19 protein-coding genes are annotated in these 21,190 nt (G+C 73.3%); 5 read left to right on the top strand and 14 right to left on the bottom strand.

The features are described from left to right. Positions 1 to 97: 97 nt before the first annotated feature. From K7C98_RS26305 to K7C98_RS45010, 9 genes are all read right to left on the bottom strand, one after another. A complete protein-coding gene (locus tag K7C98_RS26305) occupies positions 98 to 1,036 on the bottom strand; it encodes a hypothetical protein (RefSeq protein ID WP_224194529.1) in 939 nt (312 codons plus the stop codon). 414 nt (positions 1,037 to 1,450) lie between these two features. Continuing rightward, the gene (locus K7C98_RS26300; protein ID WP_224194528.1) at positions 1,451 to 2,014 is read right to left on the bottom strand and encodes a Uma2 family endonuclease; all 564 of its coding nucleotides are present in this window, start codon (positions 2,012 to 2,014) and stop codon (positions 1,451 to 1,453) included. A gap of 164 nt (positions 2,015 to 2,178) precedes the next feature. Continuing rightward, the gene (locus K7C98_RS26295; RefSeq protein WP_224194527.1) at positions 2,179 to 5,034 is read right to left on the bottom strand and encodes a hypothetical protein; all 2,856 of its coding nucleotides are present in this window, start codon (positions 5,032 to 5,034) and stop codon (positions 2,179 to 2,181) included. After that, positions 5,021 to 5,623, bottom strand: a complete 603-nt coding sequence (locus K7C98_RS26290) for a class I SAM-dependent methyltransferase (RefSeq protein WP_224194526.1) — start codon at positions 5,621 to 5,623, stop codon at positions 5,021 to 5,023. Before K7C98_RS26290 ends, K7C98_RS26295 begins: the two co-directional genes overlap by 14 nt. Then, positions 5,620 to 6,645, bottom strand: coding sequence for a glycosyltransferase family 2 protein (locus K7C98_RS26285; RefSeq protein WP_224194525.1), 1,026 nt, complete (start codon positions 6,643 to 6,645; stop codon positions 5,620 to 5,622). Before K7C98_RS26285 ends, K7C98_RS26290 begins: the two co-directional genes overlap by 4 nt. A 58-nt stretch (positions 6,646 to 6,703) precedes the next feature. Continuing rightward, positions 6,704 to 7,060: an STAS/SEC14 domain-containing protein gene (locus tag K7C98_RS26280; protein WP_224194524.1), complete on the bottom strand. Its 357-nt coding sequence runs from the start codon at positions 7,058 to 7,060 to the stop codon at positions 6,704 to 6,706. A 12-nt stretch (positions 7,061 to 7,072) separates the two neighbouring features. Beyond that, positions 7,073 to 7,693 (bottom strand): STAS domain-containing protein, encoded by a 621-nt coding sequence (locus K7C98_RS45015; RefSeq protein ID WP_224194523.1) that lies wholly within the window; start codon positions 7,691 to 7,693, stop codon positions 7,073 to 7,075. Beyond that, entirely contained in the window at positions 7,694 to 8,053 is a 360-nt protein-coding gene (locus K7C98_RS26270; RefSeq protein ID WP_224194522.1) for an STAS/SEC14 domain-containing protein, read from the bottom strand. Positions 8,054 to 8,055: 2 nt separating this feature from the next. Next, on the bottom strand, positions 8,056 to 8,682 hold the full coding sequence (locus K7C98_RS45010) for an STAS domain-containing protein (RefSeq protein ID WP_224194521.1): 627 nt from the start codon (positions 8,680 to 8,682) through the stop codon (positions 8,056 to 8,058). Positions 8,683 to 9,129: 447 nt separating this feature from the next. Here K7C98_RS45010 and K7C98_RS26260 point away from each other — a divergent pair, with 447 nt between their 5' ends. Both K7C98_RS26260 and K7C98_RS26255 read left to right on the top strand, forming a co-directional pair. Further along, positions 9,130 to 9,825 carry a helix-turn-helix transcriptional regulator gene (locus tag K7C98_RS26260; protein WP_224194520.1) on the top strand — a complete coding sequence of 232 codons (696 nt, stop codon included), beginning with the start codon at positions 9,130 to 9,132 and terminating at the stop codon, positions 9,823 to 9,825. A 46-nt stretch (positions 9,826 to 9,871) separates the two neighbouring features. Beyond that, on the top strand, positions 9,872 to 10,246 hold the full coding sequence (locus K7C98_RS26255) for a VOC family protein (RefSeq protein ID WP_224194519.1): 375 nt from the start codon (positions 9,872 to 9,874) through the stop codon (positions 10,244 to 10,246). On the opposite strand, the gene K7C98_RS45005 is transcribed toward K7C98_RS26255, so the two are convergent. Genes K7C98_RS45005 through K7C98_RS26235 form a run of 4 tightly spaced genes read right to left on the bottom strand, consistent with a single transcriptional unit; the run spans position 10,247 to position 14,831 of the window. Next, positions 10,247 to 11,608, bottom strand: coding sequence for a sensor histidine kinase (locus tag K7C98_RS45005; RefSeq protein ID WP_224194518.1), 1,362 nt, complete (start codon positions 11,606 to 11,608; stop codon positions 10,247 to 10,249). Further along, a complete protein-coding gene (locus tag K7C98_RS26245; protein WP_224194517.1) occupies positions 11,605 to 12,975 on the bottom strand; it encodes a sigma-54-dependent transcriptional regulator in 1,371 nt (456 codons plus the stop codon). Before K7C98_RS26245 ends, K7C98_RS45005 begins: the two co-directional genes overlap by 4 nt. A 5-nt stretch (positions 12,976 to 12,980) precedes the next feature. Beyond that, positions 12,981 to 13,559 (bottom strand): hypothetical protein, encoded by a 579-nt coding sequence (locus tag K7C98_RS26240; protein ID WP_224194516.1) that lies wholly within the window; start codon positions 13,557 to 13,559, stop codon positions 12,981 to 12,983. A gap of 15 nt (positions 13,560 to 13,574) precedes the next feature. Continuing rightward, positions 13,575 to 14,831: an efflux RND transporter periplasmic adaptor subunit gene (locus K7C98_RS26235; protein ID WP_224194515.1), complete on the bottom strand. Its 1,257-nt coding sequence runs from the start codon at positions 14,829 to 14,831 to the stop codon at positions 13,575 to 13,577. Between the two features lie 217 nt (positions 14,832 to 15,048). Here K7C98_RS26235 and K7C98_RS26230 point away from each other — a divergent pair, with 217 nt between their 5' ends. Continuing rightward, positions 15,049 to 15,525 carry a metallophosphoesterase family protein gene (locus tag K7C98_RS26230; protein ID WP_224194514.1) on the top strand — a complete coding sequence of 159 codons (477 nt, stop codon included), beginning with the start codon at positions 15,049 to 15,051 and terminating at the stop codon, positions 15,523 to 15,525. 3 nt (positions 15,526 to 15,528) lie between these two features. Here the strand turns inward: K7C98_RS26230 and K7C98_RS26225 are convergent, their stop codons facing one another. After that, the gene (locus K7C98_RS26225; protein WP_224194513.1) at positions 15,529 to 16,281 is read right to left on the bottom strand and encodes a hypothetical protein; all 753 of its coding nucleotides are present in this window, start codon (positions 16,279 to 16,281) and stop codon (positions 15,529 to 15,531) included. A gap of 418 nt (positions 16,282 to 16,699) precedes the next feature. Here K7C98_RS26225 and K7C98_RS26220 point away from each other — a divergent pair, with 418 nt between their 5' ends. Together K7C98_RS26220 and K7C98_RS26215 are read left to right on the top strand one after the other, a co-directional pair. Continuing rightward, a complete protein-coding gene (locus K7C98_RS26220; protein ID WP_224194512.1) occupies positions 16,700 to 17,635 on the top strand; it encodes a hypothetical protein in 936 nt (311 codons plus the stop codon). Between the two features lie 91 nt (positions 17,636 to 17,726). Then, positions 17,727 to 21,164, top strand: a complete 3,438-nt coding sequence (locus K7C98_RS26215) for a WD40 repeat domain-containing protein (RefSeq protein ID WP_224194511.1) — start codon at positions 17,727 to 17,729, stop codon at positions 21,162 to 21,164. Positions 21,165 to 21,190 lie beyond the last annotated feature (26 nt).

Raw genomic sequence — 21,190 nt, 5'->3', positions numbered from 1 at the left:
CGCCCGCGAGTGGGCGGAGCTTGGAGCGTGCTTCGCAGACGCAAGCCGCGGAGCTCGGGCACGCGCGCGGAGCACTCGCGTGCGCAGGTCGAGCGGGTCAGGCCGGAGGCGGGACCGGCAGGTTCTCGCCGGGCGGCGGCACCGGGCTGGTCTCGGTCGGCGCGGTCGTGGGCGGCGGCGTGTCCGGCGGCGGCGGATTCGCGGGCGAGGGGGTCTCGACGGGCGCGGGCGGCGGGCTCGCAGGCGTCGGCGGAGCCTCGGGCGGGCTCGCGACCGGGGGCGTGGTGGCGGGCGGCGGGCTGGCGCTCGGGACAGGTTGCGCGGGGGGAGGATAACCCTGCGGCGGCGGGTAGCTCGAGGCCGGCTGCGACTCGTAGCTCGGCGGCGGCGGCGGGCGCGAGGGCGGCTGCGCCTGGCGCCGCCCGCCGACGCCGAACACGATGCCGCCGCGGAAGCCCCAGGTGAAGCTGCAGGCGTAGTCGGGGTAGTAGCTGTTGCCGTTCTCGACGAAGGTGTAGGCGCGCTCGCAGCGGTCGTTGGTGAAGCGCATGCCGACGCCGACGCCGAGGTCGAGCCAGGCGAGGCCGCCGAGGCGGATCATGACGCCGGGACCGATGGTCCACTGCCCGAGCACGCCGCGCTTCTTGTTGAGGAACACGGGGCCGAGGCCGAACGAGACGTACGGGGCGACCCGCTCGCCGCGGTAGAGGACCCACAAGAGGCTCGGCGTGAGGCTGAACTCGTTGGTGGGGATCTGCGCGAAGAGGGTGGGCCCGACCGATTCCTTGTAGGCCTGCGAGTAGAAGGTGCTGACGTTGCGCAGGTGCAGGCCGACGGCCAGGCCGCCGACGACGAAGTAGCTGGCGCCGGCGCCGACGAGCAAGCTGCCGCCGTAGTTGCGCGAGAAGGAGCCGCCGAGCGCGACGCTCGGCAAGATCGTGCCGCGGCGGAAGGGGCGTGGATCGTCGTCGGCCCGCGCGGCCTGGACCGGCAAGGCGAGGGCGACGAGGGCGGTGAGGACGACGATTCGGCGCACGGAACCTCCGGCGAGACGCATCGAGATGGTCGCGCAAAGCGCGGCGCGGCGCAAAGGCCGACCGCGCGGTCCGTGAAGGCTATCACCCGCTCCACGCGAGGCCAGGGCGCCGCCGCGCGGGCCCACCGGCCTGGAGCGAGCGCAGGGCCGCAGAGGCGCGTGCGCTCGCCTGGACGCGGTCAGGCGGCCGGGTCGATGCGCGGAACGGGCGGAACGGCGGGCAGGCGAGCAACCACCGGTGAAGCCTCGTCGGGGAGAATTCACGGGTCGGGCGGCCCGACAGCGGCCCGCGAGCTCGCGGAAGCAGTGGTACCGAAGGACCTGTCCTTCGGACCAGGCGAGCAGGGGCCTCGAGCTCGCCCCGACGTCCACGTTGCCCGACGGCTTCGAGCTACGGGGCGACGATGCGCGGACTCACTCGAGGGTACCGAGGAGCGCGGCGACGCTGTACTCGACGGCGTCGAACGGCTCCGGACAGACCTGCGCGGGCGGCTCGGCGGCGAGGGCGATGAGATAGCCCTCGGGCTGCCAGCGGAACACGGTGAGCGACTGGCGCTGCGGATCGGCGAGCCAGTAGTGCGGAATCTCGGCGCGGTGGTAGATCTGGAGCTTGCGGATCGTGTCGCGCGAGGGGTTGGAGGGCGAGATGACCTCGCAGACCCAGTCCGGGCGGATCTTGACCGGAAAGCCGGCAGGAGGTTCAGGGACGCGATCGATGCGCCAGCCGACGAGATCGGGGACGACGACCTGGCGGGGTGCGAGTTCGACGTGGACTTCGCCGCCGATCCACCAGCCGCCCGGCGCGTCGCCCCTGGGCGGGCCGCGGAAGTGCCTGCGGATCTGCTCGCCGATCGAGAATTGGGTGTCGGCGTGGCCGAACAGCGGCGCGGCCTTTTGGCTCAGCTCGCCGTCGAGGAGCTCGTAGTAGGGCTTCTCGTCGGCGACGGCGAGCAGGTCGGCGAGCGTGGCGCTTTGCACGGCTGGATACATGATGACATGTTAGCGGAAGATCGGGGCATGCGCGAGAGCGAGCGCTGCGGCGGAGGAGCGGTCGTAGCGGCGACACCGGCCGGGCTTCGAACGTCACGCCTGTCCTCCGGGACATGTCGTCGAGTCGGCGATCGGCCTCGGCGGCCGACGCGTCACCGGTCGGCGAGGACGAGGTCGAAGCCGAGCTTCGGCGGGGCGTCGCCGGAGGGGGTGATGCGGACGGCGAGGTCGGCGGACGCTTGCATGTCCTCGGGGACAGGTATGTGCGGGCGCTGGCGGTCGGGGCGGTGGGCCATCGTGAAGTCGGCGAGGGGCGACCAGGCTTCGCTGCCGTGCGGGCGGACGTCGACCTGGACGCGGTACTGGCCGCGGCGGCGCATCTTGGCGTCGTCGTCGTCGAGCGCGAACCAGGCGTCGAGGACGGGGCCGGGGGCGACGCCGGAGAACACGACCTCGGAGGGGCGGCGCGGGTCGGCGAGGACGGCCGGGAAGATCAGCATGTCGGTCTTGAGCGGGCCCGTGCGCGCGCGGGTGACCGCGGCGGCGCGGCCCTCGGCGAGGCGAGCGCTGGCCTGCGGGCGCTCGCGGGCGGCGGCTCGTTGCCAGCGCACGCCGGCGACCACGAGCGCGGCGGCGGCGACGGCGATCAGGACGGCGGGGTGGGCGAGGCGGCGAGCGAGCGGGCGCAGGCGCTCGACGAGGCGCGGTGACCTGACCAAAGAGACACATGCGACGAGGGCGGCGAGGCTGGCGAGCAGGCCGGCGGCGTCGAACCACCGCCAGCGGGCGTAGCGGAGCTCGAACACGCCGTCGCGCGCGGGGGCGGCGATCAGGGTCGGCTCGCTGCCGTCGTCGCCGAGGGCCTTGCCGCCGCGCAGCTCGCCGCGCAGGCGCTGCTCCGGGGTGACCGTGGGGCCGTCGCCGACCACCGGGACCTCGTGCCACGCGACCGGCTCGGCGGCGCCACCGTCTGGCTGAAAGGACAGGTCCCAGCGCGGGTAGCCGGCGACGTGGAACACCAGCCGTGAAGCGCTCGTGGTGCCGGCGACGCGGACGCGGACGCGACCGGCCCGGAGGTCGGCCGACTCGACGAGGAGCTCGCCGGGGCCGTCGAGGCGCGCGAGGCCGGCGGCGTTCGGCCGCTCGAACACCCGCAGGGGGCCGAAGCCGGCGACCTGCGTCGGGCCGCCGCCGCCCTGGGCGAGCAGCCAGCGGGCCTGGGCGAGGTCGAGGACGCGGGCGGTCCCCGACTCGGGCTTGTGGACGAAGTTGTCGCCGGGGGTGAAGCCGATCTTGTAGATCGAGGCGCCGGTGTAGACCGGGCTGTCCATGAACCAGTGGGCGTTGCGATCGGTGCGCACGGCGATCCGCGCGCCCTCCGGGGCGGCTCTTTGCGCCTCGGCGGCCCAGGCCAGGAACTGCGCGTAGGCGGCGTCGAAGGCGGGATCTCCGGGGACGCGCTCGGTCTGGACGACGCCGACGCCGTGGCGGCGGGCGAGGTCGGTGGCGTCGCGCGCGAGCCAGGCGACGAGCCCGGCGGCGGCGAGGCCTGCCCCGATCGACACGATTTTAAAAATAGGGCGTTTGGACCATGTCCTTTGGGCCAGGTAGGCGAGGCTGCCGACGACGGCGCCGGCGAGCAGGAACAGGCCCGGCTTGGCCGCCGTCAGGAAGCGCTGGTACTGGATGTGCGAGAAGCCGGCGCTGAGGCGGTCGAGGCGGAGGGTCCAGAACACGTCGGTGCTGGCGAGCAGCCAGTGGACCAGGGCGAGCAGGGCGACGAAGCGGAGGAAGCCGGCCCCGCGCACGGCCGCGACGAGGAGGCCGAGCAGGGCGGCCCAGCCGGCCGCGGGGGCCATGAGCTGGGTCCACTGGCCGTGCCCGAGCATCCGCAGCATGACGTCGAGCGGGGCGTACAGCCAGCCGTAGCTGGCCATGTAGCCGCGGTGGGCGCTCATCGGCCCCAGCCACCAGGCGGCGAGGCCGAGGCCGAGGCCGAGCACGAGCGCGAGGTCGAGGGCGGCGCCGGCGAGCCGCTCGCGGCGGGTGAGGGGCGGGCTGGTCGGAGGGACAGGAGAGGTGGGGGTCGCGAGGCTGACCGAAGGGACAGGGGCGGAGGGTGGCGAGGAGGTGCTGTCCGAAAGGGCGGGTGCGGAGGATGGCGAGGACGGGCTGACCGAAGGGACAGGTGCGGAGGATGGCGAGGACGAGCTGACCGAAGGGACAGGCGCGGAAGATGGCGAGGACGGGCTTTCCGAAGGGGCAGGAGCGGCGGGCGCGGGGCTTTCGGCTCGCCCGGCCCCGCGCAGGCCGACGGTGATCAGCCACAGCGGGGCGGCGAGCGCCAGCATGGGCAGGCTCATCGGGTGGGCCAGGAGCGCGCCGGCGGCGGCGAGGGCGGCGAGGGCGAGGTGGCGGTGATGTGTCCCGGGGGACATGCCCTCGCGGACACGCGCTGCGAGGGCCAGCTCGGCGAGGGCCAGCCAGGCCAGGCTGGTCGCCAGGGCCTGCGGCCACACGCCGTAGGTGACGGTGTAGACCCACCCGCCCTCGCGGTAGGCGCCGGCGTCGAGCAGGGCCAGCGCGGCGGCGACGAGACCGGCGAGCGGGCCGAGGCCGAGGGCGCGGCCGCAGCGGAGCAGGGCCCAGCCCTGCAGCAGGAACACGAGGGTGAACGCGAGCGCGTAGGCCTGCGACCACTCGAGCAGGCCGAGCGTCACGACCCGGACGGCGATGACGAGCAGGTCGCCGAGGGGCGGGTAGAGCTCGCCGAGCGGGAAGCCGAAGAACCACGTCGGGCTCCAGCCGACGAGGTGGCCGCTCGCCAGCTGCTGGCCGTACAGCCACGCGCGCGTGAGGTGGACGGTGTGGTCGGCCGACAGCGGCATGACCCCGGCCGGCACCGGCCACAACAGCCCGAGGCCGAGCGCGGTGACGAGGACGAACGGCCAGGCTCGAAGCGACCGCCGGCCGAGCCGCGCCAGGCCGGTGCGCTCAGCGCGGCTCACCGAGGATCACCGTCCAGGGCAAGGGCCGGCGCACCTCGACCACGCGCAGGCGCGTCTCGGCCAGGCGCACCAGGGCCCGCCGCGAGAAGTGCTGGACGTGGCCGGGGGTGTTGCCGAGCGCGCGCACGTAGCGGCCGCGGGCGAGGTTGAGCAGGCGCCACACCGGCTCCCACGGGGTGCTGACGAGGACGGCGCGGCGGGCCACGCGGGCCAGCTCGGCCAGGCCGGCGGCCGGGTCCTCGAGGTGCTCGAGCACCTCGCAGGCGAGCACGAGGTCGACGCTGCGGTCGGCGTGCGGCAGCTGGTAGATCGAGGCTGTCTGGAAGGACAGGCCGGGGTCGAGCCCGGGCGCGAGGCGCGACAGGTCGACGTCGCACGCCTCGAAGCGGGCCGGGCGGCGCAGGCGGATCAGGCTGTCGGCCAGGAGGCCCTCGCCGCAGCCGACCTCGAGCACGCTCTCGGGACATGTCCGGACGTACAGGTCGCCGACGGCATTTTTAAACCCGGCGACCAGGCGGCGCGCGATCGGGTTCGGGTGGTCGTACTTGGCCTCGGCGTTGCCGACGACGTTGCCGACGTCGACCTTCACGCGCGGCCCTCCGGGCGCCAGGGCGCGGCAGCGGTGCGGTGGTGGCCGGCGATCGACGGCGCGCCCGTCTGCGCGGCGAGGGCGGCGGACAGGCCGCGGACCTGGGTCAGCACCTGCTCGGTGAGGCGCCGGTTGGCGGCGCTGAGGTCGCCGAGGAACGCCATGAGCGCGACGAGGAAGGCCAGCACGACCGCGCCGACGCCGACCAGCAGCGACTCGGTGTGGCCGCTCTCCTGCGGCCAACGGGACAGGTAGTAGTAGGTGAAGCGGCCGCCGAGGGCCAGGCCGAACAGCAGCAGCAGCAGGGCGATCACGCCGAAGGTCTGGACCGGCCAGTACATGCCGTAGGAGCGGACGATGACGGCGCCGTTGCGGCGCACGTAGCTGCCCATCGAGCGGAACAGGCGCGAGCGCCGGGTCTCCGGGTTGGTGGTGATCGTGACGTCGGCGATCGTCAGCCCGGCCGCGCCGGCCTGGATGATCGACTCGAGGGTGTAGGTGAAGCGGTTGTGCACGAACAGCGCCGCGGCCGCGCGCCGGTTCATGGCCCGAAAGCCGCTCGTCGAGTCGCGCACGGTCGTGCCCGAGGCCCGGCGGACCACGCGCGAGCCCCACCGCTGCAGCAGCCGCTTGAGCGGGCCGAAGTGCGGGATCTTGTCGGTCTGCCGGTCTCCCACCACGAGGTCGGCGCGGCCCTCGAGGATCGGCGCGCACAGGCGGGCGATGTCGGCGCCAGGGTACTGATTGTCGGCGTCGGTGTTGACGATGATGTCGGCGCCGAGCGCCAGGCAGGCGTCGACGCCGGCCTGAAACGCGGCCGCGAGCCCGCGATGGCCGGGGAACCGGACCACGTGGTGGACGCCGAGCTGCTCGGCGACCGCGGCCGTGCCGTCGGTGCTGCCGTCGTCGACGACCAGGACCTCGATGCTGTCGACCCCCGGCAGGGCGCGCGGGAGGTCGGCGAAGGTCGCCGGCAGGTGCTCCCGCTCGTTGAGGCAGGGGATCTGGATGATGAGCTTCACGGGCGCGGGCGCGCCACTTATACCACGCGGCCGTGAAATCGCGCCGCGCCGCGCCCGCTCAGATCTTCATGGCGTCCAGCCAGGCCAGCGCCTCGTCCTCGGTGGTGAACAGGCGCAAGTTGGGGGCCTGGCCGGTGAGCCGCGTCATCATGTTGATCGCGGCGCGCACGATCGGGCTCGTGACCACGGCCGCCAGCGCGCCGTACTTGTGCTGCAGGTTCGGGAAGTACTTGCGGGCCGCGGGCGCGTACTCGGTGCCGCGGTCGACGATCGACAGGACCAGCCAGCCCTTGTTGGGCCCGTCGAGGCGGGCCCCCAGCGCCTCGGCGTCGGCGAGCGTGACCTCCTCCCGGGCGTGGATCCGCAGGAGCGGCTTGCCCTGCGGCGTGACGGCTTCTTCGAAGAAGAACGGCATCGACGAGTCCTCCTACGTGCCTTGCAGCAGGCCCTTGTCGGCGAGGACCGACGCGAGCGCGTCGGACAGCCGCGCGAGGGCACGGACGTGGACGTCGGCGCCGCCCAGGGCGATGAGCTGCTGGGCGACGTCGGGGCGGATCCCGGTGAGCAGGCAGGTCGCGCCGAGCAGGCCGATCGCGCGGACCATGCGGAGGATCGCCGGCATGGTGCCGTCCGTGAGCGCGCCGACGCCGGTGAGATCGAGGATCACGTGGCTGGCCCGCTCGGCGCCGACGCGCGCGAGCAGGCCGGCGGTGATCGCCGCGGCCCGCTCGTCGTCGACGCGGCCGACCAGGGGCAGCGTCAGCACGCCAGGCCACACGGTGATCACCGGGGTCGACAGCGCCTGCATCAGCTCGTCGCGCTGGCGCGCCAGCCGGCGCGCGCGCGTCAGCAGCTCCTCCTCCTGGGCCTCGTTGTGGAGGCGGCGCTCGATCAGCTCGTCGAGCAGGAAATTGACGCCGGTCTCGACATCGAGCAGCGCGTCGTCGTTCTCGCGCAGCTTCAGGCGGACGTCGTAGTCCCCGGCCGCGGCGGCGACGAGCACGTCGAGGAGCTCGTGGATCCGCGCGGCATCGACGGTGAGCGACACTCAGGCCTCCTTGTCGTCGAGCCAGGCGAGCGCCTCGGGCTCCGTCGCGAACATGCGGTAGCGGCCCGTCTTCGGGCTGAAGCGGGACATCAGGTTGATCGCGGCGCGGACCAGGGCGCTGCTGGTGACCGTGGCGTGCGGGGCGCTCTGGCCGACCTCGAGGAAGATCTTGCGCGCCTCGGGGCCGTACTCGGTGCCCTTCTCGACGAACGAGAGCGTGTGCATGCCGTGGTAGCGACCGCCCGCGCGGAAATGGCCGGCGTACTCGTGGGCGTCGGCGAGGCTGAGCTCGCCCGACACGTGCAGCCGCACGTAGGGGCGCCCCTTCGGCGACACGCGCTCCTCGTAGCGGAACGGCATGGTCAACGCCGAAGCGCGCCTTTCTGGGCGAGGACGTGCGCGAGGGCGTCGGACAGCTGGGCCAGCGCGCGCACCGGGGCGCCGCTGTCGTCGGCCCCGAGCGCGACGATCTGCCGCGCGACCGCGGGGCTGATGCCGGTGAGCAGGCAGGTCGCGCCGAGCAGGCCGATCGCGCGGACCATGCGGAGCAGCGCGGGCATGGTGTTGCCGGCGATCGCCCCGACGCCGGTGAGGTCGAGGATGACGTGGGTGGCCCGCTCCGCGGCGACGCGCTCGAGCAAGGTGGCGGTGACCATCGCGGCGCGCTCGTCGTCGACGCGGCCGACCAGCGGCAGCGCCAGCACGCCGGGCCACACCGCGATCACCGGGGTCGACAGCGCCTGCATCAATTCGGTCTGCTGCTCGGCCAACTCGTCGGCCCGTGCGGCCAGCTGCTCGCGCTGGCTGTCGCTCCTGGCCTTGTTCAGCGACAGCTCCTCGAGCAAGTAGTTGACGCCGAGCTCGACCTCGAGAAACTCGTCGTCGTCCTCCTCCACCAGCGGGACCCGCAGCTCGTAGTCGCCGGTCGCCGCGGCCACGATGATGCGCAGGAGCTGGTCGACGCGCTCAGCCTCGATCGTGACCGACACGGCCTCGCGACTGTAAAAAGGTGGCGCGAACGTGTCAACGCTCTGTTCCCGCGAGCAGCGCCGCGAGGGGCGTCGCGAGAGATGCATGTGCACGTCAGAAGCACCGGCACGCGCGGAGCAGGCGGCGTACACGCGAGCGCGATCGTGCGCGCCGCTGCTGCGCGCGGTCTTGCCCGGCGCGACGGAGGCGCCGCGAGGCCGACGTCGCGACGCACGCGGCGCGCGGCGGGCTCGACGATGATCCGCGGCGGACCCGCCGCGGCGCACGCGGTGGGCGGCTGTCCGAAGAGGAGGACGGTGCGGAGCGCCGGCGAGATCTTGTCGCGCCGTGACGGCGAGGTCCTCGCGACGATCGGCGCCGCGGCCTCTCCGAGGAGCTGTCCGAAGAGACAGCCGATGTGCCGGTAGCTCGACCGGGCGCGGCGGGCGGAGTTACTTTCGCGGTCCATGTCCCGCGCGACTCGCTTGCTCGATCTGCTGCAGCTGCTGCGCCGGCATCGAGCGCCGGTCTCGGGCCCCGCGCTGGCCGAGGCGCTCGGGGTCTCGATCCGCACGCTCTACCGCGACATCGCCACGCTGCAGGCGCAGGGCGCCGACATCCAGGGCGAGCCGGGCCTCGGCTACGTGCTGCGCCCCGGCTTCACGCTGCCGCCGCTGATGTTTTCGGTCGACGAGCTCGAGGCGCTGGTGCTCGGCTCGCGCTGGGTGGCGGTGCGGGGCGACGCGCGGCTCGGGGCCGCGGCGGCCGACGCGGTGGCGAAGATCCGCGCGGTGCTGCCCGACGCGCTGCGCGAGACCGTCGACGCCGCCACCCTCACGGTGCCGATGCTGCGCGACGAGCCGGTCGCGGTCGACGTCGCGGTGATCCGCGGCGCGGCCCGCAGGGAGCACAAGCTCGTGATCACCTACCGCGACCTCGACGGCGCCGACACGACGCGCACGATATGGCCGCTGCTGATCGGCTTCTTCGACCGCGTGCAGGTGCTCGCGGCCTGGTGCGAGCTGCGGCAGGACTACCGCGGCTTCCGCGTCGATCGCATCCGCTCGGTCGAGGCGAGGGACGAGCGCTTCCCTCGCCGCCGCGCCGTCCTGGTCAAGGAGTGGCGGGCCCGGCAGGGCCTGCACGCCACTGCCAGAAACTGACAGTGGGGCGCGGCACACCACATCCGTCACCCCGATGGAGATGCCCATGCGAACCCTCAACTACCTGTTGCTTGCCGTCCGTGACCCGCTCCAGAGCGCCGAGCTCTACTCGCAGCTGCTCGGCCGCGAGCCGGTCGAACGCTCGAAGACCTTCGTCCTCTACGTGCTGCCCACCGGCCTGAAGATCGGCCTGTGGTCGGCCTCGGACATGACACCGCCGCCGAAGTCCGCGGGCGGCGTGGAGATCTCGCTCACCGAGGCGAGCAAGGAGGCGGTCCGCGCGACGTATGCCGAGTGGACGAAGCTCGGCCTCAAGGTGGTGCAGGAGCCGACCGAGATGGACTTCGGCTTCACCTTCGTGGTCGAGGACCCCGACGGCCATCGCCTGCGGCCGTTCGTCCCCGCCGACCGGCCGCGCTGATCAGGCCGAGGCCTGGGCCGGCAGCACGGCATGGACGGCCAGTCGGACGCAGGCTTCGCAGCCGCGGCGGCCGTCGCCGCGGTTGTGCAGCGACAGCGCGCCGCCGTGGGCCTCGGCGATCTGCCGCGCCAGCACCAGGCCGATGCCGCTGCCGTCGGGCTTGGTGGTGAAGAAGGGGACGAACAGGTTGGCGGTCTCGGCCAGGCCGGGGCCGTCGTCGCGCACGACGAGCTCGAGCGTGCCGGCGGTGACCTGCCAGGTCACCGTCACCTCGCCGTCGCCCGCGGCGAGCACGGCGTCGGCGGCGTTGCGGACCAGATTGATGAGCAGCTGATCGAGCTGGTCGCCGTCGGCGTGCAACAGCCCGTCGGGGCCCGGCTCGCCGCGGACCGGCACGCGCCGCTCGAGCGCCGCGACGCGCCCGACCCACGCGGCGACCTCGACGGTGGCCAGCCGCGGCGGCGGCAACCGGGCCAGGCGCGCGTAGGCGGCGAGGAATCGGTTCAGCCCGGCCGCGCGGCGCGTGATGATCTCGAGGCCGCCCGCGAGGTCGTCGTCGAGGTCGGCGGCGCGCTCGCGGGGCGGCAGCGCGAGCTGCTGGCCCAGGTGCTCGGCGATCGACTGGATCGGCGCGAGCGAGTTGTTGATCTCGTGGCCCAGCACGCGGACCAGGCGTTGCCAGGCCTGGCGCTCCTCCTCGCGCAGGGCCCGGCGCAGGTCGGTCAGCACGACCAGCGTGTGCGGCAGGCCGCGCTGGCGGAACTGGCTGCGCCGCAGCTCCCACGGCCCGGCGCCGCCGGGGAACACAGTCAGCAGGGTGCGCGGCGCCTGTCCTTCGAGACAGGCGGACATGCCGAGGGCGGCGGCGTCGCGGCCGAGCAGGTCACCTGTCCCTTCGAGCAGGCGCTCGGCGGTCCGGTTGGCCAGGCGCACCGCGCCCTGAGCGTCGAAGGCCAGGACCGCGACGTCGATCTCGGTCATGACCTTGCGCAGCAGCGCGTCGGCCTCGAAGGCGCCGAGCCGCTGCTCGCGCAGGGTGTCGGCGAGGCCGTTGATCTCGCGGATCACGTCGGACAGGACGTCGTCGGCGGGCCCGGCGGACGGGCGGCCGCGCAGCGAGAAGTCCTCCTCGCGCAGGGCCGCGAGCAGGGCCGAGACGACCTGCAGCGAGCGCGTCACGCGGGCGTGCAGGGCCGCGGCCCCGCCGATCCACGCGAGCGTCATCAGGGCGGCGAGCGTCCAGCGGACCTTGTCGCTGTGGTCGCCGAAGAACAGCAGCGCGAGAGCGACCAGCAGCGCGGGCGCCCCCGCCGCGAGCGCGAGCAGGGTGATGCGCGCCTCGTGCCGCTGCGACCAGCTCACGGTTCGAGGCCGTGGCGCGCCAGCCGGCGGTAGAGCGCGCTGCGGGACAGGCCGAGCCGCTGCGCCGCCTCGCTGACGTTGTTGTTGGTGCGGGCCAGCGCGCGCGCGATCAAGAACCGCTCGGCCTCGTCGAGCGTCATCTCCTCGAGGGCCGAGCTGCGCTCGACCGCGCCACCCGGGCGCAACACCAGGTCCTCGGCGCGGATCGCCGGGCCCGTGGCCAGCAGCAGCGCCCGCTCGACCACGTGCTCGAGCTCGCGGACGTTGCCGGGCCAGCGGTGCTCCTGCAGCGCCTTCGCGGCCTCGCTCGTGAACTCGACCACCTTGCCGCCGTAGCGCGGGCTGCGGACCTGCAAGAAGTGCTGCGCCAGGCGCAGGATGTCGTCCTTGCGCTCGCGCAGCGGCGGCAGGTGGATCTCCACGGTGTTGAGGCGGTACAGCAGGTCCTCGCGGAAGGCCCCGCCGGCGGTCAGCTGGGCCAGCGGCGCGTTGGTGGCCGCCAGGGCGCGCACGTCGACGCGGCGCAGCTTCGACGAGCCGACGCGCAGCAGCTCGCCGGTCTGCAGCACGCGCAGCAGCTTGGCCTGCTGGGCGGCCGGCATGTTGGCGATCTCGTCGAGGAACAGGGTGCCGCCGTCGGCCAGCTCGAAGCAGCCGATGCGGTCGGCGCGGGCGTCGGTGAAGGCGCCCTTGACGTGGCCGAACAGCTCGCTCTCGAACACGCCCTCGCCGAGCGCCCCGGCGTTGACGGCGATGAACGGCCGCGAGGCCCGCAGCGAGCCGGCGTGCAACCAGCGAGCGACGACCTCCTTGCCGGTGCCGTGCTCGCCGGTGATGAGCACGCTCGCGTCCGACGGGGCGACGCGCTCGAGGATCCGCAGCACCGACTCCATCGCCCGCGAGCCGGCGATCAGCGGCGGCAGCTCGCGCCCGGCCACCAGCCGCTCGTTCTCGCCGGCGAGCTTGCCGCTGCGCCGCACGGCTCGCGCCAGATCGATCTGCGTGCGCAGCGTCGTCAACAGCCGCGCGTTGTCCCACGGCTTTTGGATGTAGTCGCGGGCGCCGCGGCGGATGGCCTCGACCGCCCCGTCGACGCTGCCCCACGCGGTCATCACCAGGATCGGCAGCGTCGCGTCGAGCGCGGCCATGCTGGCGAGCAGGTCGAGGCCCTCGCGCCCGGAGGTGGTGTCGCGGGCGTAGTTGAGGTCCATCAGCACGGCGTCGAATTCGTGGGCCTCGACGGCGGCGAGGATCTCCGCCGGCGAGCGGGCCATGTGCAGCTGAAAGCCCTGGCCCTTGAGCAGCAGGCGCAGCGCCGCGAGCACGTCGGGCTGGTCGTCGGCGATAAGGAGCCTGGATTCCGGCATCGGACTCATTCGTGGCGGCGGGTGACCCGGCGAGCAGGACTATACGTCGCGGCCAGGCCGGCCACCACGAGCACCAGGGTCACCGTGACGAAGGTGAGCGGGTCGCCGGGGCCGACGCCGCCGGACGCCACGGCCGTCACCAGGCGGGCGAGGCCCACCTCTCCGAGCACGCCGAGGACCACGCCCACGCCGGCGAGGAGCCGGCTCTGACGGACGACCACGGCGACGGCCGCGCGCGACGGCGCGCCCGACGCCAGCTCGTGGGTGCGGCGGATGACGCTGTCGGCCATGACCGCGTACAGGCCGAGGGCGGCGAGCATGAGCGCCAGGCCGGCGACCACGCCGAGCAGCGCGACGAACACGATGACGCCGCGCGGCGCGAGCGCGGGGTCCACGAGCGGATCGAGGACCAATTCGACCGCGCTGAAGATCGCCGAGTTTGCGCCGATCGCGAGCGCCAGCGTGAAGATCGCCACGAACACCCAGGTCGGGCTCCTGGCCAGCGTCCGCAGGGACTCGCGCCACGCGATCGTGAATGCGCGGCGGACGAGCGGTTCGTTCGAAGTCGTGGTGGTCGCGGGCATCGCTGCTCTCTCGCGCTATTCGAGCTGGACCTGGTCCGCCGCGTCGTATTCGGACATGTCGGACAGGATGATGCGATCGCCCTCGCTCAGGCCCGTGACGATCTCGACGGTCGTCGCCGACGTGCGGGCGAACTGGACGTTGACCCGCGTGGCGTACACACCGGCGGCGTCGAGGCGGAAGATCCCCATCGTCGAGTCGGGCTGCACGAACGCCGGGCGGCGCACGTGCAGCGCGTCGGCGAGGCGCTCGAGCTCGACGGTGCCGACGATCGTCAGGTCGGGCCGCGCCCCTCGCGGCAGCGGACCGGCGAGGGCCACGTCGACGGTGACGGTGCCCTTCGACGCGGCCGGGTCGACGCGCACGACCTCGCCGTCGATCACGCCGTTGCGGGTGTCGACGTGCGCGCGCAGCCCGGGCTGCATGTCCTTCGCCAGCGTCTCGGCGATCGCCAGCTGGGCCTTGAGGCGATCGGGCCGGGCGATCTTCGCCAGCAGCGCGCCCGCGCTGACCCACTGGCCCGCCTCGAGCGGCAGCTCCTGCAACACGCCGGCGACGCCCGCGTGCACGCGCAGGCCGTCGAGCTGGCGCCGGCGGAAGTCGGCGATCGTCTGCAGGCGGGCCACGTCGGCCGTCTGCGCGGCCAGGCGCTCCTTCAAGCCGTCGCCGAGCACCGCGAGTCGTCGCTCCTCGAGCCCGATCCGCCGCTCGATCGTCTCGAGCTGGGCCTTCGCCGAGTGGGCGTCGTCGCCCGAGACGTACCCGCGCTCGTCGAGCGCCACGTTGGCGTCGGACTTGCGCCGCGCCGTCTTCTTGTCGACCTGCAGCGTCGCCACGGTGAGCTCCTGCGCCAGCTTCTCGCTGCGCAGGGTGGCCCGCATGTTGGCCAGCACCGTCTTCGCCGCCGCGACGTCCCGCTCGGCCTCGAGCGCCTGCAGCTCGAGCTCGGGGTTGCGCAGCTCGAGCAGCACGGTGTCGACCTCGACCGGGGCGCCGGGCCGCACGAAGATCTGCTCGACCCGCGCGGCCGACAGCGCCGTCACCCACTGCATGTGCTCGGGCACCAGCTTGCCGTTGCCCTGGACCTCGCGCAGCATCTCGCCGCGCTCGACGGTGCCGAGCCACAGGCTGGCTCGCGCGACCGTCGGCGGCGGGGCGCGCAGCTGGCCGATCGCCACGGTCGTGGCCGCGAGGATCGCCACGACGACGAGCGCCGCGAGGGCCCTGCCGCCGTGACGACCGAGCAGCCTGCGATGCGTGCGTGGGACGTCCACGGCCCGATCTCTCGCAACGGTCGTGCCGCCAATGATCTCGCGGGGTTGACCGCGAGGCGAGCCCGGCGGTGTCCGGTTCCGGGGAATGAAATCCCAATTCCGGACACCTCGATTCGCATGGCCTTTGGGACAGCTTTGTCGCGGCGCCACGAGCGGAGCTTCGACCCGCGCTTCGCTCGTGCCGGCGTGGGCCTGTCGACGTGCTAAGCCTCGTCACGTGCCTCGCGGTCCGGCCACTCTCGGCGTGATCTCCGACACCCACGGCCTCGTCCGCCCGGAGGCCCTCGCGGCGCTCGCCGGCGTCGCGCACATCGTGCACGCGGGCGACGTCGGCGGGCCGGAGGTGTTCGCGGCGCTCGCGGCGGTCGCTCCGGTCACGGCCGTGCGCGGCAACAACGACCGCGACGCGTGGGGGAGCGCGCTGCCGGCGACCGCCACGCTCGAGTTCGCCGGCAGGCGGATCCACGTGCTGCACGACGCGGCCGACCTCGCCGTCGATCCGCGCGCCGCGAGGATCGACGCGGTGATCACGGGTCACTCGCACAAGCCGAAAGAGCTGCGCGACGGCGGGGTGCTGTACCTCAATCCCGGGTCGGCGGGTCCGCGGCGGTTCAAGCTGCCGATCACGCTGGCGCGCCTGCGCGTCCGCGGCGACGAGCTCGACGTCGAGTTCGTCGAGCTCGTCGCCGTCTGAGCGTCACTGCAGCGAGGCGTAGTCGAAGCCGGACTCGGTGACCAGGTGCACGCCGGGCGTCACGTCGACGAGCGGCGTCTCGCAGGTCGCGTCGACCTCGGTGCGGCCGCCGTACAGCGGCCCGGGCACCATGAAGGAGGCGTACGCGCGGGTGTTGAGCCGGCCGGAGATCCACAGGGTCGCGCCGACGGTGGTGTTGACGACGACGAGCGAGCTGTCGACGACCACCGGGGCCTTGTTCCACGCCTGACTCCACTTCGGCGTCGCCGTCTTCGCGCCGATCTGGACCTCACAGCTGGCGCTGCCGTCGTACAGGCCCGAACCCTGCCAGTCGACCGTCAGCGCGGCGCGGAAGGTCAGGGTCACCGGCGTGTTCTTCGGCAGCGTGTCCGAGGCGACGACGAAGCGGTCGACGAAGCGGTTCATCGTGGTGGCCGAGACCGCGTTCGGGAAGCTGGTCGCGTCGACCCGCTCGGCGACCGCGGCGACGCGACTGGTGAGCGAGCCCAGGTCGGTCCAGGCGAACGCCTCGGCGTCGGAGTAGAGGATCTGCGTGTAATAGTGGGCCCAGGTGACGCCCGCGGGGTCATGCTGCGCGGCGGCCGAGGTCTCACCCATCAGCGGCCCGACATAGTCGGCGCCGCCGCCAGGGGTCCCACCCGTGATCGCATGCGCGGTGACCGAATAGTTGGGAGCTTGCGCCTGCGCGGGCGTGGCGACGGCGAACAGCGAGAGACAGATAACGGAGAACGACAAGGTTTTCATGCCCGGTTAGCGCCGCCTGCGAGCCCGCAGATCGCGGTCGTCCACGTCCGGGGAACACACGCGGCGCGCAGTGAACCAATTTACGGCGTCACCTACACGGTAATCGCGAACGCGCGGCGGGGGCGGCCTGGAGCTCGTGCTCCAGACGATCGGGCGTCTGGCCATGAACGCGACATGACCCGAGGGACAGATCGTGTCGCGTCGCCGCCGTGTCGTTCGCCGACGAGCGCCGCCTGGGTGCGGGGGCGCATCGAGCGACTCCACCGGAGACGGGGAGCAGTGGCGCGACGGCGACAGCGTGGTGCCGGGGCCTGATGTCGGGGCCGTGAAGGCGCGCAGGCCGATGTTCTGGACGCCGGCGTGTCGGTGCGCTTCCCCCCGGGCCGGCGATCGACTACGGTGGAGTGCGGTGCGCGAGACGACTCCACATGTCCTCGCGGCGAGGCACCCGCTCGCGCGCGGCGGTCTCCGAGCCGGCCTGCGTTGCGTCGCGGCCGCCATCGCATGGAGCAGCCTGGCCTGCTCCGGACGGACCACCGACTCGATGGGGACCAGCGATACGACGGCGGCGGACCCGAGCTGCGGCCGGGTGTGGCAGGGCTCCTACGACGAGACCACGCCGGACCTGCTGGTCGGCCACAGCGAAGTCACGGGGAGCGTCAGTCTCTGTTGCTCCGAGGCCGAAGATCTGCGCCCGTGGCAATGTCTGCAGCGGATCGACGGGTCCCTCCGCCTGCTCTGGAACGACTCGCTCACGACGCTGGCCGGTCTGGAACAGTTGAGTCATGTCGGATACGACCTGCAGCTCCTCGATCCATTGACCGACATCTCCGCCCTCGGCGGATTGACGAGCATCGGCCACGACCTCGAGATCGGGTCCCCGGCGCTAGCGAGCCTCCACGGCCTCGAGGGGATCGCCCGCGTGGAAGGTGATCTGAGGATCGCCGGCGTCGCGCCCTTGCGCGACCTGCAGGGCCTGAACGCGCTCGAGGAGGTCGTCGGCTCGTTCCGGGTGTACGGCGACGACTCGCTGGTGAACATGAGCGGGGTCGACTCCCTGCGCAGGGTGGGGGCCTTCGAGGCGACACATGACCGCGCCATGACGAACCTCGACGGGTTGGAGGGGGTCGCCCATTTCGGCGAGCACTTCGAGCTGTATGACAACGCGAGCCTCATCGACATCGCCGGGGCGCTGGGCGGCAAGGTCGACCGCGACGCGCGGATCCAGATCTTCGGGAATCCGCTGCTCCCCGCGTGCGAGGCGGAGAAGCTCGCCGATTCGCTCGAGCCGCCGGACTACACCGGGTATCGAGCGGTCTTCGACAACCTCGGCACCTGCCCTTGAAGCCGGCGGGTCGATCGGGCGAGCAACGGCTCTCGCTTCGCGCTCTCGTGGCGATGGACCGCCCGGGCGGAAACGGGTACATCCGGGGCTGATGGCCCTCGATGTCCGCGGCAAGACCGTCGTCCTCACCGGCACCTTTTCCCGGCTCAAGCGGGCCGAGGCCGAGGCCAAGCTCGCGGCGCTCGGGGCGAAGATCGGCAGCAGCGTCGGCAAGTCGACGCAGATCCTGTTCGCGGGCGAGAAGGCCGGCAGCAAGATCGACGCGGCGGGTCGGCTCGGGATCACGGTGCTCGGCGAGGACGAGTTGATGGCGGTGCTCGCCGGCGAGACGAAGGCCGCGTCCGCGCCGGCGACGGCGCCGTCGTTGGCGGCGCTCGATCCGGCGATACCCGGCCCGGCGCTGGCGGCCGCGATCGAGGCGCTGCCGTGGGATGGCTTCGAGGCCGACCGCGACCTGCCGGGGCTGCGCGAGGTGCTGTACGCCCACGAGGCCGCGCACGGCGTCACCGAGGCGCACCGGGCCGCGACGGCGCGGGTGCGGCCGCACGCGCTGCTGGGTCACGCGCACGGCCACGACGTCGAGGTCGAGTGGATCGAGCTGTCGCCGGACGGGCGCTTCCTCGCCACCGGGTCATGGGTCGGCGACGACTACGATCGCGGCGGGGTGATGCAGATCTGGGACGTCCGCGCCGGGCGCTGCGTCAACCTGTTGCGGATCCGCGGCGGCGTCGGCTGGCCCGACCACGCCGGCTGCATGCAGTGGCGCCCCGACGGCAAGCGCGTCGGCCTCGCGTTCGACACCAACGGCGTCGGCAGCTTCGACCCGTTCGCGATCTCCGGCGAGCCCGACTCGTGCGCCTACGTGACCGACGGGTGGAGCCGGCCGCCGTCGTGGGCGTGGTCGCCGAACAGCCGCGACGTGTACATCGCCTGCTGGGGCCCCGACCTGGCCCTCGGGGCGATCGTGCCGCTGATCGGCCGGCGGCCGCAGCCGCGCTGGTGCGAGAAGGTCGGGCGCAGCGACCCGAACGATCCGCACTCCGAGCCGCGGCTGCAGCCGCTCGACGGCCTCGACTGGTCGCACCCCGATCGCATCGTCGGTTACAGCGGGTGGTCGCAATTGTTCGCGCTCGACGCGAAGACCGGGAAGATCTTGTGGGAGAACACGGCCCACCCGCCGGTCTCGTTCTCGCCCGACGGCAGCGAGTTCGCCATGCACCCGGCCGGCATCGTCTATTACGACGCGAGCACCGGCCTGCCCAACGGGAAGTTGCCGATGCACGTCGGCGCCGAGTCGCTGATCTACTCGCGCGACGGCTCGCGGCTGGCGGCGATCGTGCAACCCGGCAACAAGTGGGGCGCGGAGCCGGGCGTCTTCATCTACGACCGCGGCGAGTATCGCTACAGCCCGGACGTGCCGGCGCCGGACGAGGGCGGGAAGTACGACTTCTCGTGGCGCCCCGACGGCAAGGCGGCGGCGATCTCGGTGCGCGGGCGCTTGCAGGTGTGGGAGCTCGGCGAGAAGCCGGTGCGGCTGCTCGACATCGCCGAGCCCGCCGGCGGGGTGGCGTACGGCGACGGCGTGCTGGTGACGCACTCGTCGCGCGGGCTGGCGTTCCTGCGCGAGCGCGACGGCGCGGAGATCGGTCGCTTCCACCCGGCGATCGAGGCGAGCGGCGAGAGCCCGCTGGCGAGCGACGGCGACGACTTCGGCACGCAGTGGGACTGGAACCCGGCGTTCCCGCTCGACCGCGAGCGCGTGGCCGCGGCGCTGCCGGAAGGTGTGGTGATCGGCCCGGCCGGCGCGAGCGCCGGCGCGGCCGAGGTCGACGGCAAGATCGCGTGGATCGTCGAGCGCAAGTGGGCGTGGCCGTGGCGCTGGGGCGAGACCGAAGTGTGGCCGGACGCGCGGGCGGCGACGGCCGACCCCGCGGCGCCGGCGTCGTTCAAGCGCAAGTTCGCCAAGAAGGCCAGGGCGCCGGCGCGGCCGCAGAAGTCGAGCTGGCCGCCGAGCGGCGGCACGCTCGACGACGTCGCGGCGCTGACCGAGACGGGCATCCAGCAGATCGGCGAGAGCTATCACGGCGACGACTACCGGCGGAAGTTCGCCGAGCGGGCGATGGCCCTCGGCCTGTTCGACCGCGCGGCGGCGGCGGTCGACGGCACGTCGGGCTGGTGGGCGTGGAAGGACCCGTGGTTCGCGGCGCGAACGCAAGCCGAGACGGTGGTGGCGGCGCTTGCGTTCCGTGCCGCCGGCGCGCCGAAGCTCGATGACGTGCAGACGGGCACGCTGCGCCGCTGGCTCCGCGAGGCGGAGAAGTCGCTGACGCAGAAGGAGGCGAAGGAGCGGTCCCTGGCGCCGCCGCGGGCGATGATCGGCGCGGGCTGGGTGTTGCTCGGCGAGACGGCCCGGGGCGAAGAGCTGCTGGCGACGGCGATCGCCACGGCCGACCCCGAGCACAACGCGAGCGAGAACCGCCGCGTGGTCGCCGACGCCCTGGCCGCGCTCGGGCGCGTGCGCGAGGCGGCCGACGTGCTCGCCGGCGGCGAGAAGCAGCCGTCGTGGACCGAGACGCGTGGGGCGTTCTCGGTGATCTGCCCGCGCGCCTCGGCGGCCGAGCTGCAGCACCTGCTCGCGCGGATGAAGGCGCGCGGGGCCCACAACGAGTTCGCGCTGCTCGACCGCGGGGTCGACCGACTCATCGCATTGAAGGAGTGGGACGCGGCGCTGGCGTGGCTGCGCGAGTTCGACGGGCTGTCGACGAGCGGGGCGAAGATCCGGGTGGTGACGGCGATGGGCGCGGCCGGCGAGGCGGCGCGCGCGGAGGCGACGCTCGCCGAGAAGTTGCGGCCGGACTCGACGCAATGCGCCGGGTACCTGCTGGCCCTCGCCCGCGCGGCGCCGGAACGCGCGAAGAAGCACCTCGAGGCGATCGCCAGGGCGGCGCCGAAGCTGCGCGAGGAGGGCGACGTGAGCCTCCTGCGCGACCTCGCCGGGGCAGCGGCGCAGCTCGGCCGGCTCGAGGTCGCAGCAATGCTCGAGGAGATCGCCGGCGCCAAGGCCGAGCTGTTCGAGGTGCGCACCGGCGTGCTGGCGACGCTCGACCCGCAGCATTCGGCGTGGAAGGCGTGGTTCGAGCGGGCGCGCGCCGAGATGCCCTCGGGGCGCAAGCCGGCCCAGCGCCTGGCTGCGCTGGCGGCCCGCGGCGGAGTGATGGAGGCCCGCGACGAGCTGCTGAACCAGGCGATCGAGGCGGCCCGCGGCGAGCACTACCCGGACATCCAGCTCGAGGAGGTGGCAGCGGTGATGGCCGCGGCCGGCGACCTCGCCGGAGCGCAGCGCGCGTACATGGCGATCAGCAAGGGCAAGCGCTCGTATCGCAACCAGCCGCTGCTGGCCGCCTGCGAGTCGCGCGGGCTGTGGGCGGCGGCGGTGGAGATCTTGAAGCAGATGCCGCAGGACCTCAACGGAGGGCCGCAGCGCGGGCTGGCGATCTTGCTGACGGCGACCGGTCGCGAGGGTTTTTAAAAGCCGGGCGCCGCAGCGCGGGGCCG

The organism is Nannocystis pusilla (genome assembly GCF_020073745.1).
In the GTDB taxonomy this organism is placed as follows: domain Bacteria; phylum Myxococcota_A; class Polyangia; order Nannocystales; family Nannocystaceae; genus Nannocystis; species Nannocystis radixulma.
The sequence above is the reverse complement of the archived record's forward strand: the minus strand, read 5'-3'. Positions and strand labels throughout refer to the sequence as shown.

Excerpts from the sequence above, each read along its gene's own strand:
- K7C98_RS26280 (WP_224194524.1), bottom strand. The coding sequence starts at position 7,060 with ATGCCGTTCTTCTTCGAAGAAGCCGTCACGCCGCAGGGCAAGCCGCTC.
- K7C98_RS26260 (WP_224194520.1), top strand. The coding sequence starts at position 9,130 with ATGTCCCGCGCGACTCGCTTGCTCGATCTGCTGCAGCTGCTGCGCCGG.
- K7C98_RS26215 (WP_224194511.1), top strand. The coding sequence starts at position 17,727 with ATGGCCCTCGATGTCCGCGGCAAGACCGTCGTCCTCACCGGCACCTTT.
- K7C98_RS26270 (WP_224194522.1), bottom strand. The coding sequence starts at position 8,053 with ATGCCGTTCCGCTACGAGGAGCGCGTGTCGCCGAAGGGGCGCCCCTAC.
- K7C98_RS26240 (WP_224194516.1), bottom strand. The coding sequence starts at position 13,559 with ATGCCCGCGACCACCACGACTTCGAACGAACCGCTCGTCCGCCGCGCA.
- K7C98_RS26255 (WP_224194519.1), top strand. The coding sequence starts at position 9,872 with ATGCGAACCCTCAACTACCTGTTGCTTGCCGTCCGTGACCCGCTCCAG.
- K7C98_RS26245 (WP_224194517.1), bottom strand. The coding sequence starts at position 12,975 with ATGCCGGAATCCAGGCTCCTTATCGCCGACGACCAGCCCGACGTGCTC.